Genomic DNA, 21,621 nt, shown 5'->3' with positions numbered 1-21,621 from the left:
AGCTGCCCGCGAAAAGCTCGCGCCTGCAAGGTTCAGGTTGATTAGCGGTCTTCGCTCAGATCGGTATTGCCGTCCCAGCCACCGCCCAGAGCGGCAATCAGTTTGACGCTGGCAATCAGGCGGCTTTGCTGCAAGTTAAGCACGCTGCGTTCGGTGTTCAGGGCAGTGGCCTGGACCACCACGACGTCCAGGTAAGCAATCAGGCCAGCCTTGTACTGATTGTTGGTCAGGCGTAACGACTCGCGGGCCGACTCCAGTGCCTGTTCCTGGACGACGCTCTCATCGCCCAGTACCTTGAGCTGCACCAGGTAGTTTTCCACTTCGCGCAAGCCATCCAGCACGGTCTGGCGGTATTTGGCCACGGTCTGGTCATACACCGCCTCGTTGCGGTCAACCTCGGCCGAACGCTGGCCGCCATCGAACAACGGCAAGGACACTTTGGGCCCCACCGACCAGAAACGGTTCGGCACGCTGATCCAGTCCTGGTACTGACTGCTGCTGTAACCGCCCTGCAGGCTCAAGCTGAAATCGGGGTAGTAAGCGGCTTTGGCCACGCCGATGTTGGCGTTGGCGGCGATGATTGAGCGCTCCGCCGAGGCGATGTCCGGACGTCGTTCCAGTAACTGCGAAGGCAGGCTCAGCGGGATTTGCGGCAGCGCGGGAACGGTTGTGGTTTCAGCCAGGCTAAACCCCGAAGGCGCCTGACCGGTGAGCACCGCAATGGCGTTCTCAAATTGCGCGCGTTGCCAGATCAGGTCGATCAGGCTGGCCTGGGTGTTACGTAACTGGGTCTGCGCCTGAGCCACGGCGTCCTTGCCGGAAATCCCGGCCTTGTATTGGTTTTCGCTCATTTTCAGCGAACGCTGATAAGCCTCGACCGTCGCTTGCAGCAAGCGTTTTTGCTCATCGATCACCCGCAGTTGCAGGTAGTTCTGCACCAGTTCCGACTGCTGACTCAAGCGCATGGCGGCCAGGTCGGCCAGGCTGGCTTGGGCAGTGGCTTCATTGGCTTCCAGCCCGCGGCGCAGCTTGCCCCAGACATCCGCTTCCCAGCTGACCCCGACCTGGGCGTTCAAGGTGTCGCGAATGCCACTGCTGGAGCTGGTCAAACTGGAGTTGGAACTGCCGGTGCCCTGACTGGAGCGGGTTTTGCCCACGCTCAAGTCGGCGCTGGGCAAAAACGCCCCGCGGGCGCTGCGCACCAGAGCCTGGGCCTGACGGAACTGGGCCTCGGACTGAGCCACGGTCTGGTTGGTGCTGTTGAGTTTCTCCACCAGCCCATTGAGCTGAGCGTCGTCATACAGCTCCCACCAGGCTCCACGGGCCAGCGCATCACTGGGGTTGGCCCGGGTCCAGCCGGCAGCCTCTTTGTAATCCGACGGCGCCGCCGATTCGGGACGCTGGTAGTCCGGACCGATTGCACAGGCGCTGAGCAACAGACCCGATAACACCAGCGGAGCGAGTTTAAGCAAACGAGAGGTCATAACGGAGTGTCCAGAGCAGCATCAGTGCGCACGCCACGCCATTTGTTGAAACGATGGCGGGCGCGATCAAGATAGAGGTAAACCACCGGGGTGGTGTAAAGGGTCAGGATCTGACTGAAGATCAGCCCGCCGATAATGGTCAGGCCCAGCGGCTGGCGCATTTCTGCCCCTTCGGCAGTACTGAGCATTAACGGCACGGCCCCCAGGATGGCCGCCAGGGTGGTCATAAGGATCGGGCGCAAACGTTGCAGGCACGCGCTGCGAATCGAATTTTCAGGGCTGAACCCGGCAGTCCGTTCCAGCTGCAGCGCGAGGTCGATCATCAAAATCGCGTTTTTCTTCACCACCCCGATCAGCAGGAACAGGCCCAGTAGCGATATCAGGCTGAATTCGCCCCCCGTGAGGTAGATGCTCAGCAAGGCACCCACCCCGGCCGACGGCAAGGTCGAGAGAATGGTCAGTGGGTGGATATAGCTCTCATAGAGAATCCCCAGCACCAGATACACCGCCACCAGCGCGCCCAGAATCATGAACGGCTGACTTTTTTGGGTCGCGGCAAAGGCATCGCCGGTGCCAGCCATTTTTGCAATCACGTCTTCGGGCAGGCCGAGTTTGGCAATGGCCCGCTCAATCGCTGCGGTGCCCTGCTCGGTCGATACCCCGGGAGCCATGTCAAACGAGACGGTCTCGGAGGCAAACTGGCCTTCGTGCTCGACCCGGTCGTCCTGCAGGCTGTTCTCGTAATGGGCAATGGCCGACAACGGAATCCGCTGGCCATCAGCGGTGATCACCTGCACCTGCTCCAGGGTCTGCGGGTCCTGGGCGTACTTGGGGTTGACCTCCATCACCACCTGGTACTGGTTCAGGCTGTCGTAGATGGTAGAAATCTGACGCTGGCTGTAGGCGTTGTTGAGCACGGCGGTCACCATGTCCATGTCCACCCCCAGGCGCTTGGCCTGATCGCGATCCACCACCAGTGTCACTTGCTGCGCGCCCCGTCCTTCACGGGCGTCGATTGCCGTCAGCTCGGGCAGGGCCTTGAGCGCGGCCACCACTTTCGGGTACCAGGTCCGCAGTTCGCCAAGGTCGCCGCTTTGCAGGATGTAGGAGTACTGCGAACTGGTTTGCTCGCGCCCCCCGCCGAACTGCAAGTCCTGGTCGGCCATCAGCATCAGGCGCCCGCCGGGCACTTTGGGCATGGTGTCACGCAGACGCTCAATGACCTTTTGCGCGGAGATCTTGCGCTCGGAAATGGGCTTGAGGCGCACGATCATGACCGCGTTGTTGGTGCCGCCATTGCCGCCAATAAAGCCTGCCACACTCTCGACCGCCGGGTCAGCCAGCACCGCCTTGCGGAAGATTTCCATCTTCGGTTGCATCACGCTGAATGACAGGCCGTCGTCACCGCGCACAAAGCCGATCAACTGCCCGGTGTCCTGTTGCGGCATGAAGGTCTTGGGCACCACCACGTACAGCGCCACGTTGACGCCAATGGTCACCAGCAGGCTCAACAGGGTCAGGCGCTTGTGGCGCAACACCCAGTCCAGGCTGCGGGCATAACCGGCGACCATGCGCTCGTTGAGGCGCATGCTCCAGCGCTGCATGGCGTTTTCGGTGCCCGGCACATGGGGCTTGAGCCAGCGCGCACAAAGCATGGGCGTCAGGGTCAGCGACACCACCAGTGACACCACGATCGAGGCGGCCAGGGTGATGGAAAACTCACGGAACAGGCTTTCGACAATCCCCCCCATAAACAGGATCGAAAGAAATACCGCCACCAGCGAAACGTTCATCGACAGCAGGGTAAAACCGACTTCCTTGGCCCCCAGCATCGCCGCTTTCATCGGCGCGATTCCGGCATCGATATGCCGCGAGATGTTCTCCAGCACCACGATGGCATCATCCACCACCAGCCCGGTGGCCAGAATCAGGGCCATCAGCGACAGGTTGTTCAGCGAGAAACCGTACAGGTACATGATGGCAAAGGTGCCCACCAGCGATACCGGCACCGCCAGGGTCGGAATCAGCGAGGCCCGCAAGTTACCCAGAAACAGGAACACCACCAGAATCACCAGCGCCACGGCAATCAGCAGGGTCATCTCGGCTTCGTGCAAGGTGGCCTTGATCACCGGCGAGCGATCCATGGCCAGGTTCAGTTTGACGCTGGCCGGCAACACCGCCTGCAGTGCAGGCAACTGGGCCTTGATCGCGTTCACGGTCTCGATGATGTTGGCCCCGGCCTGGCGGTTGACCACCAGCAATACGGCCGCATCGTTGTTGAAAAAGCCACTGTTGTAGCGGTCTTCAACGCTGTCCTGAACCTTGGCTACATGGCTCAGGCGCAAGGCTGCACCGTCCTGGTAGCGAATGATCAGCGGTTCGTAATCCTTGGCTTTTTCCAGCTGGTCATTGGCCTGGATCTGCCAGTTGCGATCGCCATCGGACACCGCGCCCTTGGGCCGGCGTACGTTGGCGTTGGCAATGGTGTTGCGCACGTCATCCAGCGCCACACCGTACTGGTTGAGCAGTTGCGGCTCCAGTTCGATGCGCACCGCAGGCAGCGAGCTGCCGCCGATCTGCACTTCGCCCACGCCCGGCACCTGGGACAGGCTCTGGGACAGGATGGTCGAGGCCAGGTCGTACAGCTCGCCCTTGGACAGCACGTCGGAAGTCAGCGACAGCACCATGATCGGGGCCTGGGACGGGTTGACCTTTTTATAGGTCGGCATGCTTTTCATGCCGCTGGGCAACAGGTTACGCGACGCATTGATCGCCGCCTGCACTTCGCGGGCGGCGCCGTTGATGTCGCGGTCCTGATCGAACTGCAGGATGACCCGGGTCGAGCCCTGACTCGAGCGGCTGCTCATGGTGTTGACCCCGGCAATCGCGCCGAAGGAACGTTCCAGTGGGGTGGCGACCGTGGACGCCATCACCTCGGGGCTGGCGCCCGGCAGGCTGGCCGACACCACGATCACCGGGAAATCCATCTGCGGCAGCGGCGACACCGGCAACAACCCAAAACTCACTCCGCCCAGCAACATGATGGCCAGGCTCAGGAGCATGGTCGCCACGGGACGTTTGATGAACGGACCGGACAGGTTCATACCGACGCCTGCTCGGACGAAGCCGCATCACCCCGCCAGCGGCGGCCCAGTCGATCGAAGTACAGATAGATCACCGGGGTGGTAAACAGGGTCAGCACCTGGCTCACCAGCAGACCGCCGACCATCACCAGCCCCAGTGGCTGTCGCAACTCTGCGCCGGAGCCGGTGGCCAGCATCAGCGGTATGGCACCGAACAGCGCCGCCAGAGTGGTCATCAGGATCGGCCGGAAGCGCAGCAGTGCGGCCTGATAGATCGCTTGCTCGGGGGCCATGCCCTGATTGCGTTCGGCGTCGAGGGCGAAGTCGATCATCATGATCGCGTTCTTTTTCACGATACCGATCAGCAAGATGATGCCGATGATGGCAATCATCCCCAGATCATTGCCACTCAGGATCAAGGCCAGCAAGGCCCCGACCGCTGCCGAGGGCAAGGTCGAGAGGATGGTGATCGGGTGGATGTAGCTCTCGTAAAGCACGCCGAGCACGATGTACATGGTCACCACTGCCGCCAGAATCAGCAGCAGGGTGCTCGACAACGAGGCCTGGAAGGCCTGGGCTGCGCCCTGGAACTCGGTCTTCACCCCTACCGGCATGCCGATGTCTTTCTGCACCTGATCGATCAACTCGACCGCTTGCCCCAGGGCAACGCCCGGCGCCAGGTTGAACGACACCATCACCGAAGGGAACTGGCCGATATGAGAGATCGCCAGTTGTGCCTGGCGCTCTTCGACCTTGGCCAGGCTCGACAACCGGACCTGGCCGCCATCGGTGGTTTTGACGTGGATCTGCTCCAGCGCCTGGGGGCCGATTTTCTCGCCGTCCCGGGCCTGCAGCACCACGCGGTACTGGCTGGCCTGGGTGTAAATGGTGGAAATCTGGCGCTGACCAAAGGCGTCATACAGCGCATCGGTGATGTTGGCCACCGACACACCAAGGCGTGAAGCCGCATCGCGGTCAATCACCAGGAACACCTGCAGGCCCTTGTCCTGCAGGTCGCTGGCCACATCGGTCAACTCGGGCTGATTGTTCAGCGCCGTCACCAGTTTCTGGCTCCAGGTGCTAAGCATCTCGGCGTCCGGGGAGGACAGGCTGAACTGGTATTGCGTACGGCTGACGCGGTCCTCGATGGTCAGGTCCTGCACCGGCTGCATGTACAGTCGAATACCCACCAGCTGGTCCAGTTGCGGCTGCAGGCGCTCAATCACTTGCGCGGCACTTTCGCTGCGCTCGCTATGGGGCTTGAGGTTGATCAGCATGCGCCCGCTGTTGAGTGTCGGGTTATCCCCGTCCACCCCGATGTAGGACGACAGGCTCTCGACATCCGGGTCTTGCAGAATGATCCTGGCCAACTCTTGCTGACGCTGGCTCATGGCACTGAACGAGATGGACTGCGGCGCTTCGGAGATGCCCTGGATCACCCCGGTGTCCTGCACCGGGAAGAAGCCCTTGGGCACCACCATGTACAGCACCACCGTCAGCGCCAGAGTACCGATGGCCACCAGCAGGGTCAGCGGCTGATGCCTGAGGACCCACTGCAACATGCTGGCGTAGCGGGCGATCATCCAGTCGATGAAGGCACCACTGGCGCGGTAGAACCGCCCCTGCTCTTCTTCCTTGGGTTCGGCTTTGAGCAGGCGCGCGCACATCATGGGCGTGAGTGTGAGCGAGACCACCAGCGACAGCAGAATCGCCACCGCCAGGGTAATCGCAAACTCGCGAAACAGGCGCCCCACCACATCAGCCATAAACAACAGCGGGATCAATACCGCAATCAGCGACAGGGTCAACGAGATCAGGGTAAAGCCGATTTGCTTGGCCCCCTTGAGCGCGGCCTGCATCGGGCTGTCGCCCTCTTCGATGTAACGCGAAATGTTTTCCAGCATCACGATGGCGTCATCGACCACAAAACCGGTGGCGATGGTCAGGGCCATCAGCGTCAGGTTATTGATCGAGAATCCCGCCAGGTACATCACGCCAAAGGTGCCCACCAGCGACAGCGGCACGGCAATCGAAGGGATCAGGGTGGCGCTGGCGCGACGCAGAAACAGGAACGTCACCATCACCACCAGCGCGATGGCGATCAGCAATTCAAACTGCACATCGCGCACCGAGGCGCGGATGGTCTGGGTGCGGTCGGTGAGGACGGTAACGTCGATACCGGCCGGCAGGTTGTCGGTGATGCTTGGCAGCAACGCCTTGATCCGGTCCACCACTTCAATCACGTTGGCGCCCGGCTGGCGCTGAATATTCAGCAACACGGCCTGGTTTTCGTTGGCCCAGGCGGCGAGACGTTCGTTTTCGGCGCCATCGACAATTTCCGCCACATCCTTGAGCCGCAACGGCGCGCCGTTGTTGTAGGCAAGGATCAGCTCGGCATATTCCTGCGGGGTTTTCAGCTGGTCATTGGCGTCCAGCATCGACACCCGGGTCGGGCCGTCAAAGTTGCCCTTGGGCTGGTTGACGTTGGAGGCACCGATCAGGGTGCGCACGTCCGCCAGGTTCAAACCGTTGGCGGCCAGCGCTTCAGGGTTGACCTTGATGCGCACCGCCTGGCGTTGACCGCCGGCAATGCTGACCATGCCGACGCCGCTGATCTGGGCGATCTTTTGCGCCATGCGGGTGTCGACCAGATCATTGAGTTTGGGCAACAGCATGGTTTTGGAGGTGATCGCCAGGGTCAACACCGGGGTATCCGCCGGGTTGACCTTGTTGTACACCGGTGGCGCCGGCAGATCCTTGGGCAGCAGGTTGCTGGCGGCATTGATCGCGGCCTGCACCTGCTGCTCGGCGACATCCATATTGATGTCGAGGTTAAAACGCAGGGTCAGCACCGAAGCACCGCCGGAGCTGGTGGAGGCCATTTGCGTCAGGCCCGGCATTTGCCCGAACTGACGCTCAAGCGGTGCAGTCACCGCACTGGTCATGACATCCGGGCTGGCACCCGGATAGAGCGTCATTACGCGGATGGTCGGGTAATCGACCTGGGGCAAGGCCGATACCGGCAACAAGCGATAGGCGATGATCCCGGACAATACGATGGCGAGCATGCATAGCGTGGTTGCGACCGGGCGCAGGATAAACAGCCGCGACAGATTCATTCGTGGGCCTTGCCCTTGCCATCAGCCGTTGCATCGGCTTCAGACCCGCCTTGCAGGTGCTGCGCCGGAGTGGCCGGCACCTCGGTGCTGTCGTTGACCACTTCCACCGCACCGCCATCACGCAGGCGGTCTGTGCCTTCAAGCACTACGCGATCGCCGGGCTCGAGGCCTTGTTCGATCACCGTCACATCACCGTCGGTGACACCGGCCTTGATGCTGCGAATCTTGACCTTTTTGTCGCCGTCCATCACATAGACGAACGAACCGTTGGTGCCGTACTGAATCGCTGCGGTCGGGGCCAGGACCACATTTTTCAGGGTGTCGGCCAGCAGGTGCACGTTAACGAACTGATTGGGGAACAACACCTGATCGCGGTTATCGAACAGGGCCTTGAACTTCAAGGTGCCGGTGGTGATATCAATCTGGTTATCGATACTGCTCAACACCCCTGTTGCCAGCTCCTGGGTGTCGCCACGGTTCCAGGCTTGTACCGGCAACTTGGCGCCGCTGCGATAACGCTCAAGCACCAGGGCAAGGTCCTTCTCGGGCAAGGTGAAGCTGACCACAATCGGCTCGGTCTGGGTGATCACCACCAGCGCGGTGGTGTCGTTGGCCGCCACCAGGTTGCCGACGTCCAGTTGACGCAGGCCCACACGGCCGGTGATCGGAGCGCGAATCTTGGTGAAGTCCAGATTCAGCTTGGCGTCGTTGACCGCTGCCTGATTGGTCTTGACCGTACCCTGATACTGGCCGACCAGTGCTTCTGCGGTGTCCAGGGTCTGCTTGGCGATACTGTCTTCAGCGTACAGGCCACGATAGCGCTGAACATCGACCTGGGCGTTTTTCAACTGGGCCTGATTCTGCAACAGCGTGCCTTCGGCCTGGAGCAAGGCGTTTTGATAGCTGCGCGGGTCGATTTCAGCCAGCAGTTCGCCAGCCTTGACCATCTGCCCTTCCTTGAAATAGACCTTGACCAGCTCGCCTGCCACCCGGCTGCGTACATTGATCGTGTTGAGCGCGGTTACCGTGCCCAGCGCCTTGTAGTAGACCGGAAAATCACCCCGCGTCACTTCTGAAACCCGAACCGGCACTGCCTGGGTCGAACCGCCGAATCCGGGACGCATCATCCCCGACTTGCTGGTGTGCCCGGCGGGCTGAGCAGTCGCTGCCTTTTTCGAGGCGGATGGCCACAGCCACCAGCACAGGGCAACAACGATCAACAGGACCAGCAGGCCAAACAGCCAGCGACGAGATTTGTGGGAAACAGACGATTGCATTGAATGATCAACCATTGGGCGGCGAGCGCTTATTATCAGGAGGCTGAAAGATAAGCAGTGCGCACGGTTATGAAAAGGTTCTTTACCGGGTATTTACGTTATAGCGGTGTCAAGGCCATGGGTTTGCCCCGCAATCCTGTGAATCGTCTGCCGCAGCAGTCGGGGGGCGGTTCGGTTTTAACCGACGGGTGTGACATTTACACCGGGCCGGGCTCCACGCCTGCAGAGTTATTTGTAGCAGCCCACAAAAAAACGGCCGGGCAATAAATGCCGGGCCGTTTTTTTAGTAGCGGTGCGACTTACTTCAAAGCAGCCAGTGCTGCTTCGTAGTTCGGCTCTTCAGCGATTTCTTTAACCAGCTCGCTGTAAAGCACGTTGTCGTTTTCGTCCAGCACGACTACCGCGCGGGCAGTCAGACCAGCCAACGGACCATCAGCGATTGCCACGCCGTAGTTCTCGATGAACTCACGACCGCGCAGGGTCGACAGGTTCTGTACGTTTTCCAGACCTTCGGCACCGCAGAAACGGGCCTGGGCAAACGGCAGGTCAGCCGAGATGCACAGCACCACGGTGTTGGCCAGTTCGTTGGCCTTGGCGTTGAACGTGCGCACCGAAGTCGCGCAGGTCGGAGTATCAACGCTCGGGAAGATGTTCAGCACTTTGCGTTTACCCGCAAGGCTGGCCAATGTCACATCGGACAAATTACCTGCTACCAGCGAAAACGCCGGCGCCTTGGAACCTACTGCTGGCAGTTCGCCTTTGACTTGAACAGGGTTGCCTTTAAGCGTCACTTGAGCCATGAACGATGTCCTTCTTAACGGTTTTTGAAGAGGCCGAAGTTAAACACGAATCAGGCAGCCGACCTACGGCCCGCACGTAAATTGTCATGGCCATGGTTACAAAAAGGCTGTGCCAATAATGAAAAAGCCAACCGAGGCCCAACCTCAAACAAAAAGCAGTCGCAAACGTCCGGGAAGTGGCGATGCTGCAATCAGCTGCTAGCGTTCAGATTCAGCCTGCTTTTCAAAACCTCCAGGGAATTGGACATTCATGTCGAACACACGCCTTGCTTCTGGACTTTTACTGACTTTCGCTCTGGCGCCGGCCACTGCAGTTCTGGCAGATAACCCCGATATAGCCAACAAAAGTAACAACCCGCTGAACCTGGCACCGGGCATGAACCTGCAGGACTATTACACCCCCCAGGTGTACGACAGCAACATCCACACTAATGATGCCCTGCTGCGTGGCACGCTACCGGTAGCACCGAGCGATTTTATCGGCGTACCGCAACTGTTGCGCGCCACCCTGCCGATCAGCACCCGGCCTGACCCCAAAAGTGGTTACAGCACGGGCATCGGCGATCTCAACCTGTTCGACATTTTCCTCCTCAAAACCGACGGTGTGCAGTTGGGCATCGGCCCGCAAATTACGGCGCCAACGGCCGAACATGACGAACTGGGCACCGGCAAGTGGCAAGCAGGCCTGGCCGCAGTTGCCATCGACGCTTCACCACGTGGCCTGCTGGGGGCTCTGGTGCAGTACCAAAGTTCGTTCGCCGGCGACAGTGATCGTCAGCATGTCGAGAGCGCCACTTTCCAGCCGTTCATCATCCATAACCTGCCAAAGGGCTGGTATTTGCGCTCCACCGGCACCTGGACCTACGACCTGAAAAACAACACCCACTACATCCCTGTAGGGCTGGGTATCGGCAAGGCGTGGAAAGCCGGGAGCAACATCCTCAACGCCTACGTTGAACCGCAATGGACCGTAGAACGCAAAGGCGATGACTTGCCGCAATTCACCCTGTTTGCCGGGATTAACGTCACCTTCGGCAAGTAAATAACGGGCTGATACGAAAACACCCCGGCAAGCCGGGGTGTTTTTAGTTACAGCGCGGGGTTTTTACTGATTCTTGATCTTCAGATACGACTGATGAACGTCTGATGCCCAGCCATCAATCACTTTTTTCACATCATCGGGCTTCATTTGCTGGCTGCTGTTCGCCAGCGGCTTGCCGATGCCTTTGCGCACCACCTGCGCTACAACGTCCTGGCTTTGCCCGTCAATAAACACGGCTTCGGTTGCCAGCTGGGTTTCCTGATCGCGGATACCCGACGCAGTACTGACCGCAGCCGCCACCAGCGCTACCGGAATATATTCGTAAGGTGCCAGGCTCTCGGTCTCGCTGCTCACGGCAGTGATCGCTGGCCGCAGCACAATTACGCCCGGCCCGGGGGCACTGGCCAAGGGCAATGACTTGCTGAGTTCACGCTTGAGCGCTTGATCGTAGTAGCTGGTGATGCCGTTCAAAGTGCTTTGCGGGATCTTCTCCGTCGGTTTCGGCGCCGGGTAGAGCTGGCTTGGCTCGATATAGACGCTGGTGTACTTGTTCACATTCAGCTTTGGATCGATCCAGCGCATTACTTCAGCACCCGAAGGCGATTTGGCTTCTTTAAGACGGCTGTAATCCTTCAAAAAACCGGAGTATTCATCCGGCTGCTGGACCTTGCTTGCACAACCGACTACCCCGATTGAGGCAATACACAACGTACCGATCATAAGTCCAAGCTTCATGCTGTAGCTCCTGGTGAGGACGTAACTTTATATGTACGGAGTGTAGGTATAGCTAACCCCGCGAAAAATCGCTGCCTCGCAGATCAATATTCCATGGTGTCAGCTCTAAAACTGCACAGCTCAGAAGAAAAAAAATATTCAATTCCAAAAAAAAACCAGATCAGATTCTAAAAAAACGTTCAAATGTGCATTGAAATCTGCTCCGTATTAATTCTATCCCCCTGAATCTGTTTTGTTTCTCGCCAACTTCCTAGAGTTCATCCAGCGCCAGACCACCAGGCCTGGCAGGACTTTGAACCGTGGAAGACTTGAGCATGAGCACAGCACTAAACGGGCAGGCCTATAACTATAAGGTCGTCCGCCAATTCGCCATCATGACGGTAGTATGGGGCGTGGTCGGCATGGCCATGGGGGTGTGGATCGCCTCGCAACTGGTCTGGCCGCAAATGAATCTGGACCTGCCCTGGACCACCTTCGGCCGCCTGCGACCCCTGCACACCAGCCTGGTGATTTTCGGCTTTGCCGGCAGCGCACAGTTTGCCGCCAGCTATTACGCGGTGCAGCGCACTTGTCAGGTACGGTTATTCTCCGACAAGCTGGCGGCCTTCACCTTTTGGGGCTGGCAATCGGTGATCGTGATCATGCTGGTCACCCTGCCGCTGGGCTACACCACAACCAAGGAATACGCAGAAATAGAATTCACCGGTGCCGTGTGGCTGACCGTGGTCTGGGTCGTCTACGCCATCGTGTTCTTCACCACCGTGGTGCAGCGCAAAACCAGACATATCTACGTCGGCAACTGGTTTTTTGGCGCCTTTATTCTGGTGATTGCCATGCTGCACGTGGTCAACCACCTGGCGATTCCGGTGGACTGGTTCAAGTCTTATCCGGTGTATGCCGGGGCCACCGACGCCATGGTGCAGTGGTGGTATGGGCATAACGCAGTAGGATTTTTCCTGACCACCGGCTTTCTCGGGATGATGTACTACTTTGTGCCGAAACAGGCCGGCCGGCCGATCTACTCGTATCGCCTCTCGATTGTGCATTTTTGGGCGCTGATCACTCTCTATATCTGGGCCGGGCCCCATCACCTGCACTACACCGCACTGCCTGACTGGGCGCAGTCGCTAGGCATGGCCATGTCGATCATCCTGCTGGCCCCGAGCTGGGGCGGCATGATCAACGGCATGATGACCCTTTCGGGGGCCTGGCATAAATTGCGCACCGACCCGATCCTGCGGTTTCTGGTGCTGTCCCTGGCGTTCTACGGCATGTCGACCTTTGAAGGGCCGATGATGGCAATCAAGACTGTCAACGCCCTCTCCCACTACACCGACTGGACCATTGGCCACGTCCACGCCGGCGCTTTGGGCTGGGTGGCGATGATCACCTTCGGCGCGCTCTATCACATGATTCCGAAGATCTTCGGCCGCGAGCAGATGTACAGCATTGGGCTGATCAACCTGCACTTCTGGCTGGCGACCATCGGCACCGTGCTGTACATCGCCTCGATGTGGGTCAACGGCATCACCCAGGGCCTGATGTGGCGCGCGATCAACGACGACGGCACCCTGACCTATTCGTTCGTAGAGTCGTTGACCGCCAGCCACCCGGGCTACGTCGTTCGTCTGGTGGGCGGGCTGTTCTTCCTCAGCGGCATGCTGCTGATGTGCTGGAACGTGTGGCGGACAGTACGCGTGGCCAACCTCAAGCAAGCCGAGCTGACGGCACAGATAGCTTGACCCTCACCCGACGCAGGTCGCCGGACCTGCGCCGGGTGCTATCCAACAAGGAGCGCTGGACATGATCGAAATAGCCCTCAATTGCGCAGCCGTCATCAGCCTCTATTGCGCCATCAGCTGGTGTTTGAAACATAAAACCCAAAGCGATATCGACGAGGCCAGCCTGATCCCCTTTGCCGATGACCCTGAAGTGGCGCGCCGGGTTGAACGCGCCACGGGCAAAAAGATCAACGCAGTGCAGATGAGCGAGCCACAAAGCCGCAAGCCAGACCGGTACACGCTGGAACTCTGAATCGAGGAGAATGGCCCTTTGCACAGATTAAATCGCACGATCAGTTGCACAACCAAGGTGTTCGGCGGCATTCTGCCAGCTTGGGTTTAACGAACTTTTGATCGACTACGCACTCAATCTGTACAGCCATTAATACCTTTCCGACAGAGACGCTCATGACTTCCAAGCTGGAACAACTCAAGCAGTTCACCACCGTGGTCGCAGACACCGGCGACCTCGACGCGATTACCCGCCTCAAACCTGTTGATGCCACCACCAATCCATCGCTGCTGCTTAAAGCCGCAGCCATGCCGGGTTATGCCGAGCTGCTGAAAAACGCCATCGCCCACGCAAACGGTGATGTTGGCCTGGCCTGCGACCACTTCGCGGTCTCGGTGGGTAGCGGTATCTTGAAGGTCATTCCGGGCCGTATTTCGACCGAAGTCGATGCCCGCCTGTCGTTCGACGAATATGCCTTGCTGAAAAAAGCCAACCAGCTGGTCGAGCTTTACGACAAGGCCGGCGTGGGCCGCGACCGGGTACTGATCAAGCTTGCCTCGACCTGGGAAGGCATCCGTGCCGCTGAAAAACTGGAAAATGACGGCATTCAAACCAACCTGACCCTGCTGTTCTCGTTTGCCCAGGCTGCTGCCTGTGCCGATGCCGGGGTGTTCCTGATTTCGCCGTTCGTGGGCCGGATCTACGACTGGTACAAAAAATCCACCGGCATTGACTACACAGGGTCGGATGATCCGGGTGTGCAGTCCGTGACCCGCATCTACAACTACTACAAAGCCAATGACTACAAGACCGTGGTCATGGGTGCCAGCTTCCGTAACCTGAACCAGATCGAACAGCTGGCCGGTTGCGACCGCCTGACCATCAGCCCGGACCTGCTGGAAAAACTGGCACTGGACCAAGGCCAACTGGAGCGCAAATTGAGCCCGGGCCATCAGGGCGAGCCACGCCAGAGCCTGAACGAAGCGCAGTTCCGCTGGGCCTCCAACGAAGACGCAATGGCCACCGAGAAACTGGCCGAGGGCATCCGCCAGTTCGCCCGCGACCAGGAAAAACTCGAGGCATTGTTAACGGCCAAGTAACCCGCGCCTCTCCCGCAGGCGCAGCAGCACACAACCTGTGGGAGCGGGCTTGCCCGCTCCCACAGGGGTGTTCAGCGAGTCAGCAGACTCCTGCAATAGCGTTCCACGCCCGCCTCCAGACCCGCCATCGGCTCGCCATACCCCGCCTCACGCAACTGACTCAGGTCGGCACAGGTGTAAACCTGATATTTGCTCTTGAGCTCTTCAGGGAATTCGAAATAGCGCAACGCCCCTTCAAGGGCTGCCGTTTCCAGGGTCAAGGGCGGCCGCCCCGCTGCCCCACGCAAACAGTTGATTGTCGCCAGCGCCAGATCGTTGAACGTACGGGCTACACCGGTACCCAGGTTAAAAATGCCACTGGTGTGCGGGTGATCGAGCCAGTGCAGATTGACCTTGACCACATCCTCCACCGCGACAAAATCGCGCATGTGCCCGCCTGCCGGGTAGCCGCCGTATTCACCAAACAACTCGACATGACCATGCTCGCGGTACTGGTTGAAGCAATGCCAGACCATCGAGGCCATTCGCCCTTTGTGTTGCTCGTGCGGGCCGTACACATTGAAGTAGCGCAAACCCACAATCTGGCTGCGCGCCCTGGGCAGTAGCCGGCGCACGTACTGGTCGAAGAGAAATTTGGAGTAGGCGTACACGTTCAGCGGCCGCTCACACTCGCGAACTTCGCGAAAATCCCGGTTGGCGCCATAGACCGCAGCCGAGGAGGCATAAATAAAAGCAGTCGATTGCTCCTGGCAGGCTTGCAGCACGTCACAGCTGAAACGGTAGTTGTTGTCCATCATCAACCGGCCGTCACTTTCAACCGTACTGGAGCATGCGCCCTGATGCAGCACGGCGCGTATATCACCCAACTGACGGTTGGAAAAACGATGCACGAATTCGCGTTTATCGATGTAGTCCTCGATATCACAGTCCGCCAGATTGCGGCACTTGTCGCCTTCAGTCAGATCGTCCACGGCAATGATGTCACGCTCACCGCGCCGGTTAAGTGCCTTCACCAGGTTGCTGCCGATAAAACCGGCGGCCCCGGTTACGATGATGCTCATCAGTCACTACCTCCCATGGGTTGAGCTCAGCCTATGCCGGTGCGCTCAGACAGTCTTGACGCAGATCAGATGTTGCGCCTGCAGCCGCCTGGCTGAACCAACCATAGCTGAATGCCGCTCACCGCATGAGCGAACTCGCTCCTACAGAAAGCGCAAAGCATTGCGTCAGAAACTGTACTTCATCCCCAGCATCAGATTGCGTGGATCGCCGTAGTAATAGGTCGAATACAGCCCGTAACCGCTGAGGTATTCGCGGTCGAACACGTTGTTGAGATTGACCGTAGCGCTGAGGTTGCGGTTGATCTCATAGCGGGCCATCAAGCCCACCACCGCGAAGCTGCCCTCCTTGGCATCAGCCTTGATCGAGGAATCCAGCTCGGTGTAGGTCGAGCCTTGCCACGCCACATTACCGCCGACCGTCAGGTCTTTAAGGTCGCCGTCAAGCTGATAACTGGTCGCCAGCTTGAACAACTGCTCAGGGTGGTTACTGTTGATCCGTTTGCCGTCCTTGTCCCGTGGCTGGGCGTAGGTATAGCCCGCGAGCAACTGCCAGCCGCTCATGATTTCGCCGGAGATTTCAGCCTCAAAGCCTTTGGTTTTGGTCCCGCTGATGGCCTTGTAGGCCTCTTCGCCGTTGGAGCGCACGCCGTCGTATTGGGCGTAGTTGTCCTGCTTGATCAGGAACAGTGCAAAGCTGGTGTTGAGGGCACCGCCGAAATATTCCGACTTCAATCCTGTTTCATAGCTCTGGCCGGTCATCGGTGCCAGGACTTTGTCATCACGGTCAAAGTAACTTTGCGGGGTGAAAATATCGGTATAGCTGGCATAGACCGAGTGGTTTTCATTCAGGTCGTAGACGATGCCCGCGTAAGGGATCATTTTTCCAGATGTTTTCGAGTTATCCGTGGTCGGCGTTGTTTGCTCGGCGTTGTAGGTCATGGACCCCTTGCGGTCGTAGTCCACCACCCGTGTCCCGAGAATGACCGACAAATCATCCGTGGGCTTCAAGCGCAACGCGCCGTAGGCCGCTGACTCTCTGGTTTTATACCTTTGCTTCAAGCCGCGGCTTAAATCAGCAGGGCGTGGCGCGTCGTTGTTCCAGTCTTGATAGTTGATGGTCACATCATCGGCATTCATGGCCAGATAGTCGGTACGGCGGTTGCTGACGTTAACCCCCAGCACCAGCTCATGGCTGCGGCCTAACAACTCAAATGGCCCGGTGGCATAGGCGTCCAGGGTGTCCGTGTTTATTTCGAAGGTTTTGGTACCGCTCATGAACTGCGCTTGACCGGTGGTTTTGTCCGGGAACGGCCCCCAGCCCACGATGTTGCCTTGTAGCTGTTCGGTATTGCCTTTCCAGTGGCTGGCCTCGACCTTGAGCAGCCAGTCGCTGGCAAAACGCTGTTCTACCCCGGCAAAGTATTTGGTGCTTTCGCTGTCGGCATACGCCCATTTCGCCGCCGGATTGGTCGAGCGCTTGAAGTGGGTTCGGCTGCCGTCGCTGTAATACAGCGGTAATTGACCAAAGCTTGAGCCATTGGAGTTGATGCGTTGATAGTCGATGCCCGCATAGGCGGTGGTGTCATCGCTCAGGTCGGCTTCGCCGATGCCGTAAAACACATCCTTGGTGGAGGAATAGCGATCGATAAAGGAGCGGCCATCTTCACGGGCCGCGACAATCCGGCCGCGCACCGCACCGTTTTCAGTAAGCGGGCCCGACAGGTCCAGTTCACTGCGATAGCGGTCCCAGGAGCCGCCGCTGCCGGCCACATACCCCTGAAACTCTTTGGTTGGACGCTTGCGCACCAGGTTCACCGCGCCGGACGGGCTGCCCACCCCGCTCATCAACCCTGTTGCGCCGCGCACCACTTCAACCCGGTCGTAAATCGCCATGTCGCGCATGCCCAGGCCATTGGTATTCGTGGTGAAATCCGAGGTCGGCACGCCGTCGTATTGAAAGTTATCCAGGGTGAAGCCACGGGAGTAGAAGTTGAATCGCTCGCTATCGTCATGCACCACCGTGATCCCCGGGGTTTGCCCCAGCACCTGGGCGATGCTGCCCAAGCCTTGATCGGTCATTTGCTGACGGGTGATGACCGTGACCGATTGCGGTGTTTCTCGCGGCGAAAGCGCCAGCCTGGTGGCGGTCCTTGTTTCCCCGGTGGTGTAGGAATGGCTGCCTTCAGTGGTGGCACCCAATACCTGCCCCGTTACGCTGGTGGCTTGCAGTTGCAATTGCCCGCCAGCACCGCCGGACGTCAGCGGGTACAGAGTCCACACACCCTCGGCGCTTTCGGTGGCAGTCAGGCCGCTACCGCCGAGCAGGCGTTGCAAGCCCTGCGCCACATCAAATCGGCCCCTCAGGGCAGGAGCCTGTTTGTTATTCACCAGCGCGGGGTCGTAAGGCAGGGAAATATTGGCCTGCTGGGCAAATATATTTAACGACTCCTGCAGATCGCTGGCAGGCACATCAAAGCTGCGTTGCGCGCTGACAGGCGCGGCTGTGACCGGCTGCGTGACCGTCAGCACGCCACTGCCCAGTAAAACGGCGTGCAAGGCGATGGCTAAACGGTTGCGCGACGACAAAGGAAGGTTGCGAAAAACACGGGACATTGGCGTGGGGCTCCTGCAATTAAATGGTCCTATGCCCTGTTTGTCGAAGGACGCCCAAAAACCCGCAAATAAATTTGCGATTAATTCCTATTCCCATAAAGCCGATCCGGGTTTGCCTGCAGGATTGAGCTGATCCCATCGCCAGCAAGCTGATTCCTCAGGCCGCCACGATCCGCGTCCAGAAACGCGTTCTGCGTTCAATGCGTACCGCCAGCGACTGGCTCAGGCTATCCAGCGCCAGATCAATGTGTTCGAGCTGGAACACGCCCGAGACCCGCAGCTGCGCCACAGCCGGATCGCAGTTCAGCCAGCCATGGCGATAGCGTGACAGTTCGCCCGCCAGGTCTTGCAAGGACATTTGCCTGGCCACCAGTGCTCCTCGCGCCCAGCCACTGGCATACAACCCGGGCGAGACCTGTAACTGTGCCGAGCGCGCATCGATCAGGTACTCGCTGCCCGCCTGCACCAACAGCGGCGGCCCGGAATGGGGCCGATGCACTGCCACGACTCCCTCTTCGACCATCAGACGCGTGCCTGCTGACTCCTGACGCACATCGAAAGCCGTGCCGATGGCCTGTAATTGCGCCTCACGGGTCTGCACCCAAAACGGTCGACGGCCCGGGGCAAAGTCAGAATCGCCCCCCGTGCGGATAAAGATCTCGCCAGCACGCAACACCACCAGCCGCTGTTGCTCACTGAACAGCACATCAGCAGCACTGTCGGTATTGAGCTGCAAACGCGTACCGTCAGCCAGGTTGAACAGCCTTCGCTCACCCACGCCGGTCGTGTAATCGGCGCCAAAGGTGCGCCAGGGTTGTTGCACCAGTAACCCGCCCGCCCCGGCCCCCAGCAGGCCTAAACCAAGCACTTTGAGGGTCTGGCGGCGCGAGCGCAGCCGGTCGCTCCCGGCCAGGGTTTCGAGGGCCACGCCGCCGGGCAGCGTCGAGGCCTGGCGAAAGGTCGATTCGGCGACTTGCAGCGCTTGCCAGGCGGCCTCATGGCTGGCGTCTGCAGCACGCCACTGCTCACACTTCGTATACACCCGGGGTGACGCCTCTCCGGACCCGGTTTTGACCAACCACTCGATCGCCTGATCGAGCACCTGCGGGGTGAACGTCACCTGTACCGGGCCACCGGTTTCCCTGCGGCTCAAAGACTGTTACGCGCCAGAAAACAGTGGCGGATAGCCGTGGCCATGTACTTCTCCACTGAACTCACGCTGACCCCCAGGCGCCCGGCTATTGCTTGATAGCCAAGGCCTTCCAGGCGCGACAGCAAGAAGGCAGTCCGCACCCTGGGCCTCAGGCCGTCGAGCAAAGCATCAATGCGGGTCAGGGTTTGCAGAAGGATCAGGCGCTCCTGGGGCGAAGGCACATCCTGCTCCGGCAAATTGGCGATGGCGTCCAGATAGGCGCGCTCGACTTGCTGGCGACGAAAGCGGTCAATCAGCAAGCCTTTGGCGATGCTGCTCAACCAGGCGCGGGGCTCACGCAAATGCGCAACCTGCTCCGGTTTGCCCAGTACATAAAGAAAGGTGTCGTGCGCCATGTCCGCAGCATTGTCTGTATCGCGCAGGCGCCGGCGCAACCAGCTCACCAGCCAGACGTGATGGTCGCTATAGAGGGCGTGAACGTCTGAATACAACAGCGACGGGTTCGACGGGGATGGCGACACGGGAACCCTCGGGGCGTACTGGGCAACAATTACGAATAGGAATGGGTCGCAATCATATTCGCAGCGCCTGCCAGACTCAAGCCTTGAGCGGCTTGCGAGGGCCAATCACCCGCCTGATGCCGCACAGGACGGCGGCAACAGACGGGGCACAATCAAGGAATCAGCGAATACACCAGCGACGAAATAGCCACCAGGCCAACTGCAGTGACAAACACGTTGGAGATCTTGCCCGAGTACTGGCGCATGGCCGGAACGCGGCGAATGGCATACATCGGCATCAGGAACAGGATGGCCGCGATCACCGGGCCGCCCAGGGTTTCGATCATGCCCAGGATGCTCGGGTTAAGCGTGGCAACTGCCCAGCACACCACCAGCATGAATGCGCCAGTCATGCGGTCCAGGGTTTTCTCTGCCGGGCGCTTGCCGGTTTTCAACACCAGACCTTTAAGGCCTTCACTGGCGCCGATGTAGTGGCCCAGGAACGACTTGGCAATCGCCACAAATGCTATCAACGGTGCGGCAAAGGCAATGGTCGGGTTGCTGAAATGATTGGCCAGGTAGGACAGGATCGACAGGTTCTGCGCCTTGGCTTCAGCCAGCTGTTCAGGTGACAGCGTGAGCACGCAGCTGAAGACGAAGAACAGCACCATGGCCACCATCAACAGGTGGGCGCGGGATAGGATCTGCGAGCTGCGCTCATCAGCGTTGGCGCCGTAACGGCGCTTCTGATCAACGGCGAAGGCCGAAATGATCGGCGAGTGGTTGAATGAAAACACCATCACCGGGATCGCCAGCCACAAGGTGTGCAGCAACGCTGACGGCGCCGGCAGGGTGCTCGCCGTGCTCAGAATCCCGCCGTTCCAGTGTGGAATCAGAAACACCGCCAAAAACAACAGCGCGACAATGAACGGATAGACCATCATGCTCATGGCCTTGACGATCGCCTGTTCGCCGCAACGCACCACGGCCAACAGGCCGAGAATCAATACCAGCGACAAAATAGCCCGGGGTGGCGGCGTGATATGCAGTTGATTGAGCATAAAGCTGCCGACCGTGTTGGTCAGGGCAACGCTGTAAATCAGCAGAATCGGAAAAATCGCACAGAAATACAGCAACGTGATCAGCGCACCGGCCCGTAGACCGAAATGCTCTTCAACCACATCAGTGATGTCTGAACCTTCGCGTCCGGAGAGTACGAAACGGGTCAACCCACGGTGAGCATAAAACGTCATCGGAAATGCCAGCAGTGCCAGAATCAATAACGGCCAAAAGCCGCCAAGCCCTGCATTGATGGGCAAAAACAAAGTACCTGCGCCAATGGCCGTGCCAAACAGGCCCAGCATCCAGGTAGTGTCATGACGACTCCAGCGACTGAGGGTCGCAGGTGCCGCGTCAAAGCGTTCATCGACGCTGTTAGCCTGGTCATTCATCCGGTCGAATCTCCGCTAGCCGGTCGTTACCACGCGGCCGGGGCGGACAAAACACACCTTACAGACAACGCCCCGACCATAAGAAGGGCGCGATTCTGGGGGATTCGCCATAAGAAGCAAAGGTTTAGCTGAGCAACGGTGAAAATCATCTGTCGCGTCAAAGCAACAGTTGGAAACCAATTGATACACT

15 protein-coding genes are annotated in these 21,621 nt (G+C 59.2%); 4 read left to right on the top strand and 11 right to left on the bottom strand.

What is annotated here, in order from left to right; genetic code table 11:
• Positions 1 to 41: 41 nt before the first annotated feature.
• The 5 genes from AOC04_RS05910 to tpx all read right to left on the bottom strand — a co-directional run bounded on the left by AOC04_RS05910 (position 42) and on the right by tpx (position 9,763).
• A complete protein-coding gene (locus AOC04_RS05910; RefSeq protein WP_060691583.1) occupies positions 42 to 1,484 on the bottom strand; it encodes an efflux transporter outer membrane subunit in 1,443 nt (480 codons plus the stop codon).
• Complete coding sequence (locus AOC04_RS05905; RefSeq protein ID WP_060691582.1) at positions 1,481 to 4,588, bottom strand: efflux RND transporter permease subunit; 3,108 nt, start codon at positions 4,586 to 4,588, stop codon at positions 1,481 to 1,483. The genes AOC04_RS05910 and AOC04_RS05905 overlap by 4 nt, the downstream gene beginning before the upstream one ends.
• Positions 4,585 to 7,686, bottom strand: a complete 3,102-nt coding sequence (locus tag AOC04_RS05900) for an MdtB/MuxB family multidrug efflux RND transporter permease subunit (protein WP_060691581.1) — start codon at positions 7,684 to 7,686, stop codon at positions 4,585 to 4,587. The genes AOC04_RS05905 and AOC04_RS05900 overlap by 4 nt, the downstream gene beginning before the upstream one ends.
• Complete coding sequence (locus AOC04_RS05895) at positions 7,683 to 8,978, bottom strand: MdtA/MuxA family multidrug efflux RND transporter periplasmic adaptor subunit (protein ID WP_060691580.1); 1,296 nt, start codon at positions 8,976 to 8,978, stop codon at positions 7,683 to 7,685. Before AOC04_RS05895 ends, AOC04_RS05900 begins: the two co-directional genes overlap by 4 nt.
• Positions 8,979 to 9,262: 284 nt before the next feature.
• Positions 9,263 to 9,763, bottom strand: a complete 501-nt coding sequence (gene tpx, locus AOC04_RS05885; RefSeq protein ID WP_060691578.1) for a thiol peroxidase — start codon at positions 9,761 to 9,763, stop codon at positions 9,263 to 9,265.
• A 250-nt stretch (positions 9,764 to 10,013) separates the two neighbouring features.
• Between tpx and AOC04_RS05880 the strand changes: the two genes are divergently transcribed.
• Positions 10,014 to 10,805, top strand: a complete 792-nt coding sequence (locus AOC04_RS05880) for a hypothetical protein (protein WP_060691577.1) — start codon at positions 10,014 to 10,016, stop codon at positions 10,803 to 10,805.
• 63 nt (positions 10,806 to 10,868) lie between these two features.
• Here the strand turns inward: AOC04_RS05880 and AOC04_RS05875 are convergent, their stop codons facing one another.
• Positions 10,869 to 11,540, bottom strand: a complete 672-nt coding sequence (locus AOC04_RS05875) for a DUF3313 domain-containing protein (protein ID WP_060691576.1) — start codon at positions 11,538 to 11,540, stop codon at positions 10,869 to 10,871.
• Positions 11,541 to 11,854: 314 nt separating this feature from the next.
• Here AOC04_RS05875 and ccoN point away from each other — a divergent pair, with 314 nt between their 5' ends.
• The 3 genes from ccoN to tal all read left to right on the top strand — a co-directional run bounded on the left by ccoN (position 11,855) and on the right by tal (position 14,653).
• Positions 11,855 to 13,282, top strand: coding sequence for a cytochrome-c oxidase, cbb3-type subunit I (gene ccoN, locus AOC04_RS05870; protein ID WP_060696882.1), 1,428 nt, complete (start codon positions 11,855 to 11,857; stop codon positions 13,280 to 13,282).
• A 61-nt stretch (positions 13,283 to 13,343) separates the two neighbouring features.
• A complete protein-coding gene (locus tag AOC04_RS05865) occupies positions 13,344 to 13,574 on the top strand; it encodes a hypothetical protein (protein ID WP_060691575.1) in 231 nt (76 codons plus the stop codon).
• A 155-nt stretch (positions 13,575 to 13,729) separates the two neighbouring features.
• Positions 13,730 to 14,653 carry a transaldolase gene (tal, locus tag AOC04_RS05860; RefSeq protein ID WP_060691574.1) on the top strand — a complete coding sequence of 308 codons (924 nt, stop codon included), beginning with the start codon at positions 13,730 to 13,732 and terminating at the stop codon, positions 14,651 to 14,653.
• Positions 14,654 to 14,724: 71 nt separating this feature from the next.
• Here tal and rfaD read toward each other — a convergent pair whose 3' ends face one another.
• The 5 genes from rfaD to AOC04_RS05835 form a co-directional block, all read right to left on the bottom strand.
• The gene (gene rfaD, locus AOC04_RS05855) at positions 14,725 to 15,714 is read right to left on the bottom strand and encodes an ADP-glyceromanno-heptose 6-epimerase (RefSeq protein ID WP_060691573.1); all 990 of its coding nucleotides are present in this window, start codon (positions 15,712 to 15,714) and stop codon (positions 14,725 to 14,727) included.
• A gap of 165 nt (positions 15,715 to 15,879) precedes the next feature.
• Entirely contained in the window at positions 15,880 to 18,327 is a 2,448-nt protein-coding gene (locus AOC04_RS05850) for a TonB-dependent siderophore receptor (protein WP_060691572.1), read from the bottom strand.
• Positions 18,328 to 18,484: 157 nt separating this feature from the next.
• Entirely contained in the window at positions 18,485 to 19,480 is a 996-nt protein-coding gene (locus tag AOC04_RS05845) for a FecR domain-containing protein (RefSeq protein ID WP_082363656.1), read from the bottom strand.
• Positions 19,477 to 20,001 (bottom strand): sigma-70 family RNA polymerase sigma factor, encoded by a 525-nt coding sequence (locus AOC04_RS05840; protein ID WP_060691571.1) that lies wholly within the window; start codon positions 19,999 to 20,001, stop codon positions 19,477 to 19,479. The genes AOC04_RS05845 and AOC04_RS05840 overlap by 4 nt, the downstream gene beginning before the upstream one ends.
• A gap of 152 nt (positions 20,002 to 20,153) precedes the next feature.
• Positions 20,154 to 21,431 (bottom strand): serine/threonine transporter, encoded by a 1,278-nt coding sequence (locus tag AOC04_RS05835; RefSeq protein ID WP_060691570.1) that lies wholly within the window; start codon positions 21,429 to 21,431, stop codon positions 20,154 to 20,156.
• Between the last annotated feature and the right edge of the window lie 190 nt (positions 21,432 to 21,621).

This window comes from Pseudomonas versuta, from assembly GCF_001294575.1.
Classification (GTDB): domain Bacteria; phylum Pseudomonadota; class Gammaproteobacteria; order Pseudomonadales; family Pseudomonadaceae; genus Aquipseudomonas; species Aquipseudomonas versuta.
This window is presented reverse-complemented; position numbering and strand designations above follow the sequence as displayed.

Bases quoted from the DNA above. Each gene is read 5' to 3' on its own strand.
- AOC04_RS05910 (WP_060691583.1), bottom strand. From the start codon at position 1,484: ATGACCTCTCGTTTGCTTAAACTCGCTCCGCTGGTGTTATCGGGTCTG.
- AOC04_RS05905 (WP_060691582.1), bottom strand. From the start codon at position 4,588: ATGAACCTGTCCGGTCCGTTCATCAAACGTCCCGTGGCGACCATGCTC.
- AOC04_RS05900 (WP_060691581.1), bottom strand. From the start codon at position 7,686: ATGAATCTGTCGCGGCTGTTTATCCTGCGCCCGGTCGCAACCACGCTA.
- AOC04_RS05895 (WP_060691580.1), bottom strand. From the start codon at position 8,978: ATGGTTGATCATTCAATGCAATCGTCTGTTTCCCACAAATCTCGTCGC.
- tpx (WP_060691578.1), bottom strand. From the start codon at position 9,763: ATGGCTCAAGTGACGCTTAAAGGCAACCCTGTTCAAGTCAAAGGCGAA.
- AOC04_RS05880 (WP_060691577.1), top strand. From the start codon at position 10,014: ATGTCGAACACACGCCTTGCTTCTGGACTTTTACTGACTTTCGCTCTG.
- AOC04_RS05875 (WP_060691576.1), bottom strand. From the start codon at position 11,540: ATGAAGCTTGGACTTATGATCGGTACGTTGTGTATTGCCTCAATCGGG.
- ccoN (WP_060696882.1), top strand. From the start codon at position 11,855: ATGAGCACAGCACTAAACGGGCAGGCCTATAACTATAAGGTCGTCCGC.
- AOC04_RS05865 (WP_060691575.1), top strand. From the start codon at position 13,344: ATGATCGAAATAGCCCTCAATTGCGCAGCCGTCATCAGCCTCTATTGC.
- tal (WP_060691574.1), top strand. From the start codon at position 13,730: ATGACTTCCAAGCTGGAACAACTCAAGCAGTTCACCACCGTGGTCGCA.
- rfaD (WP_060691573.1), bottom strand. From the start codon at position 15,714: ATGAGCATCATCGTAACCGGGGCCGCCGGTTTTATCGGCAGCAACCTG.
- AOC04_RS05850 (WP_060691572.1), bottom strand. From the start codon at position 18,327: ATGTCCCGTGTTTTTCGCAACCTTCCTTTGTCGTCGCGCAACCGTTTA.
- AOC04_RS05835 (WP_060691570.1), bottom strand. From the start codon at position 21,431: ATGAATGACCAGGCTAACAGCGTCGATGAACGCTTTGACGCGGCACCT.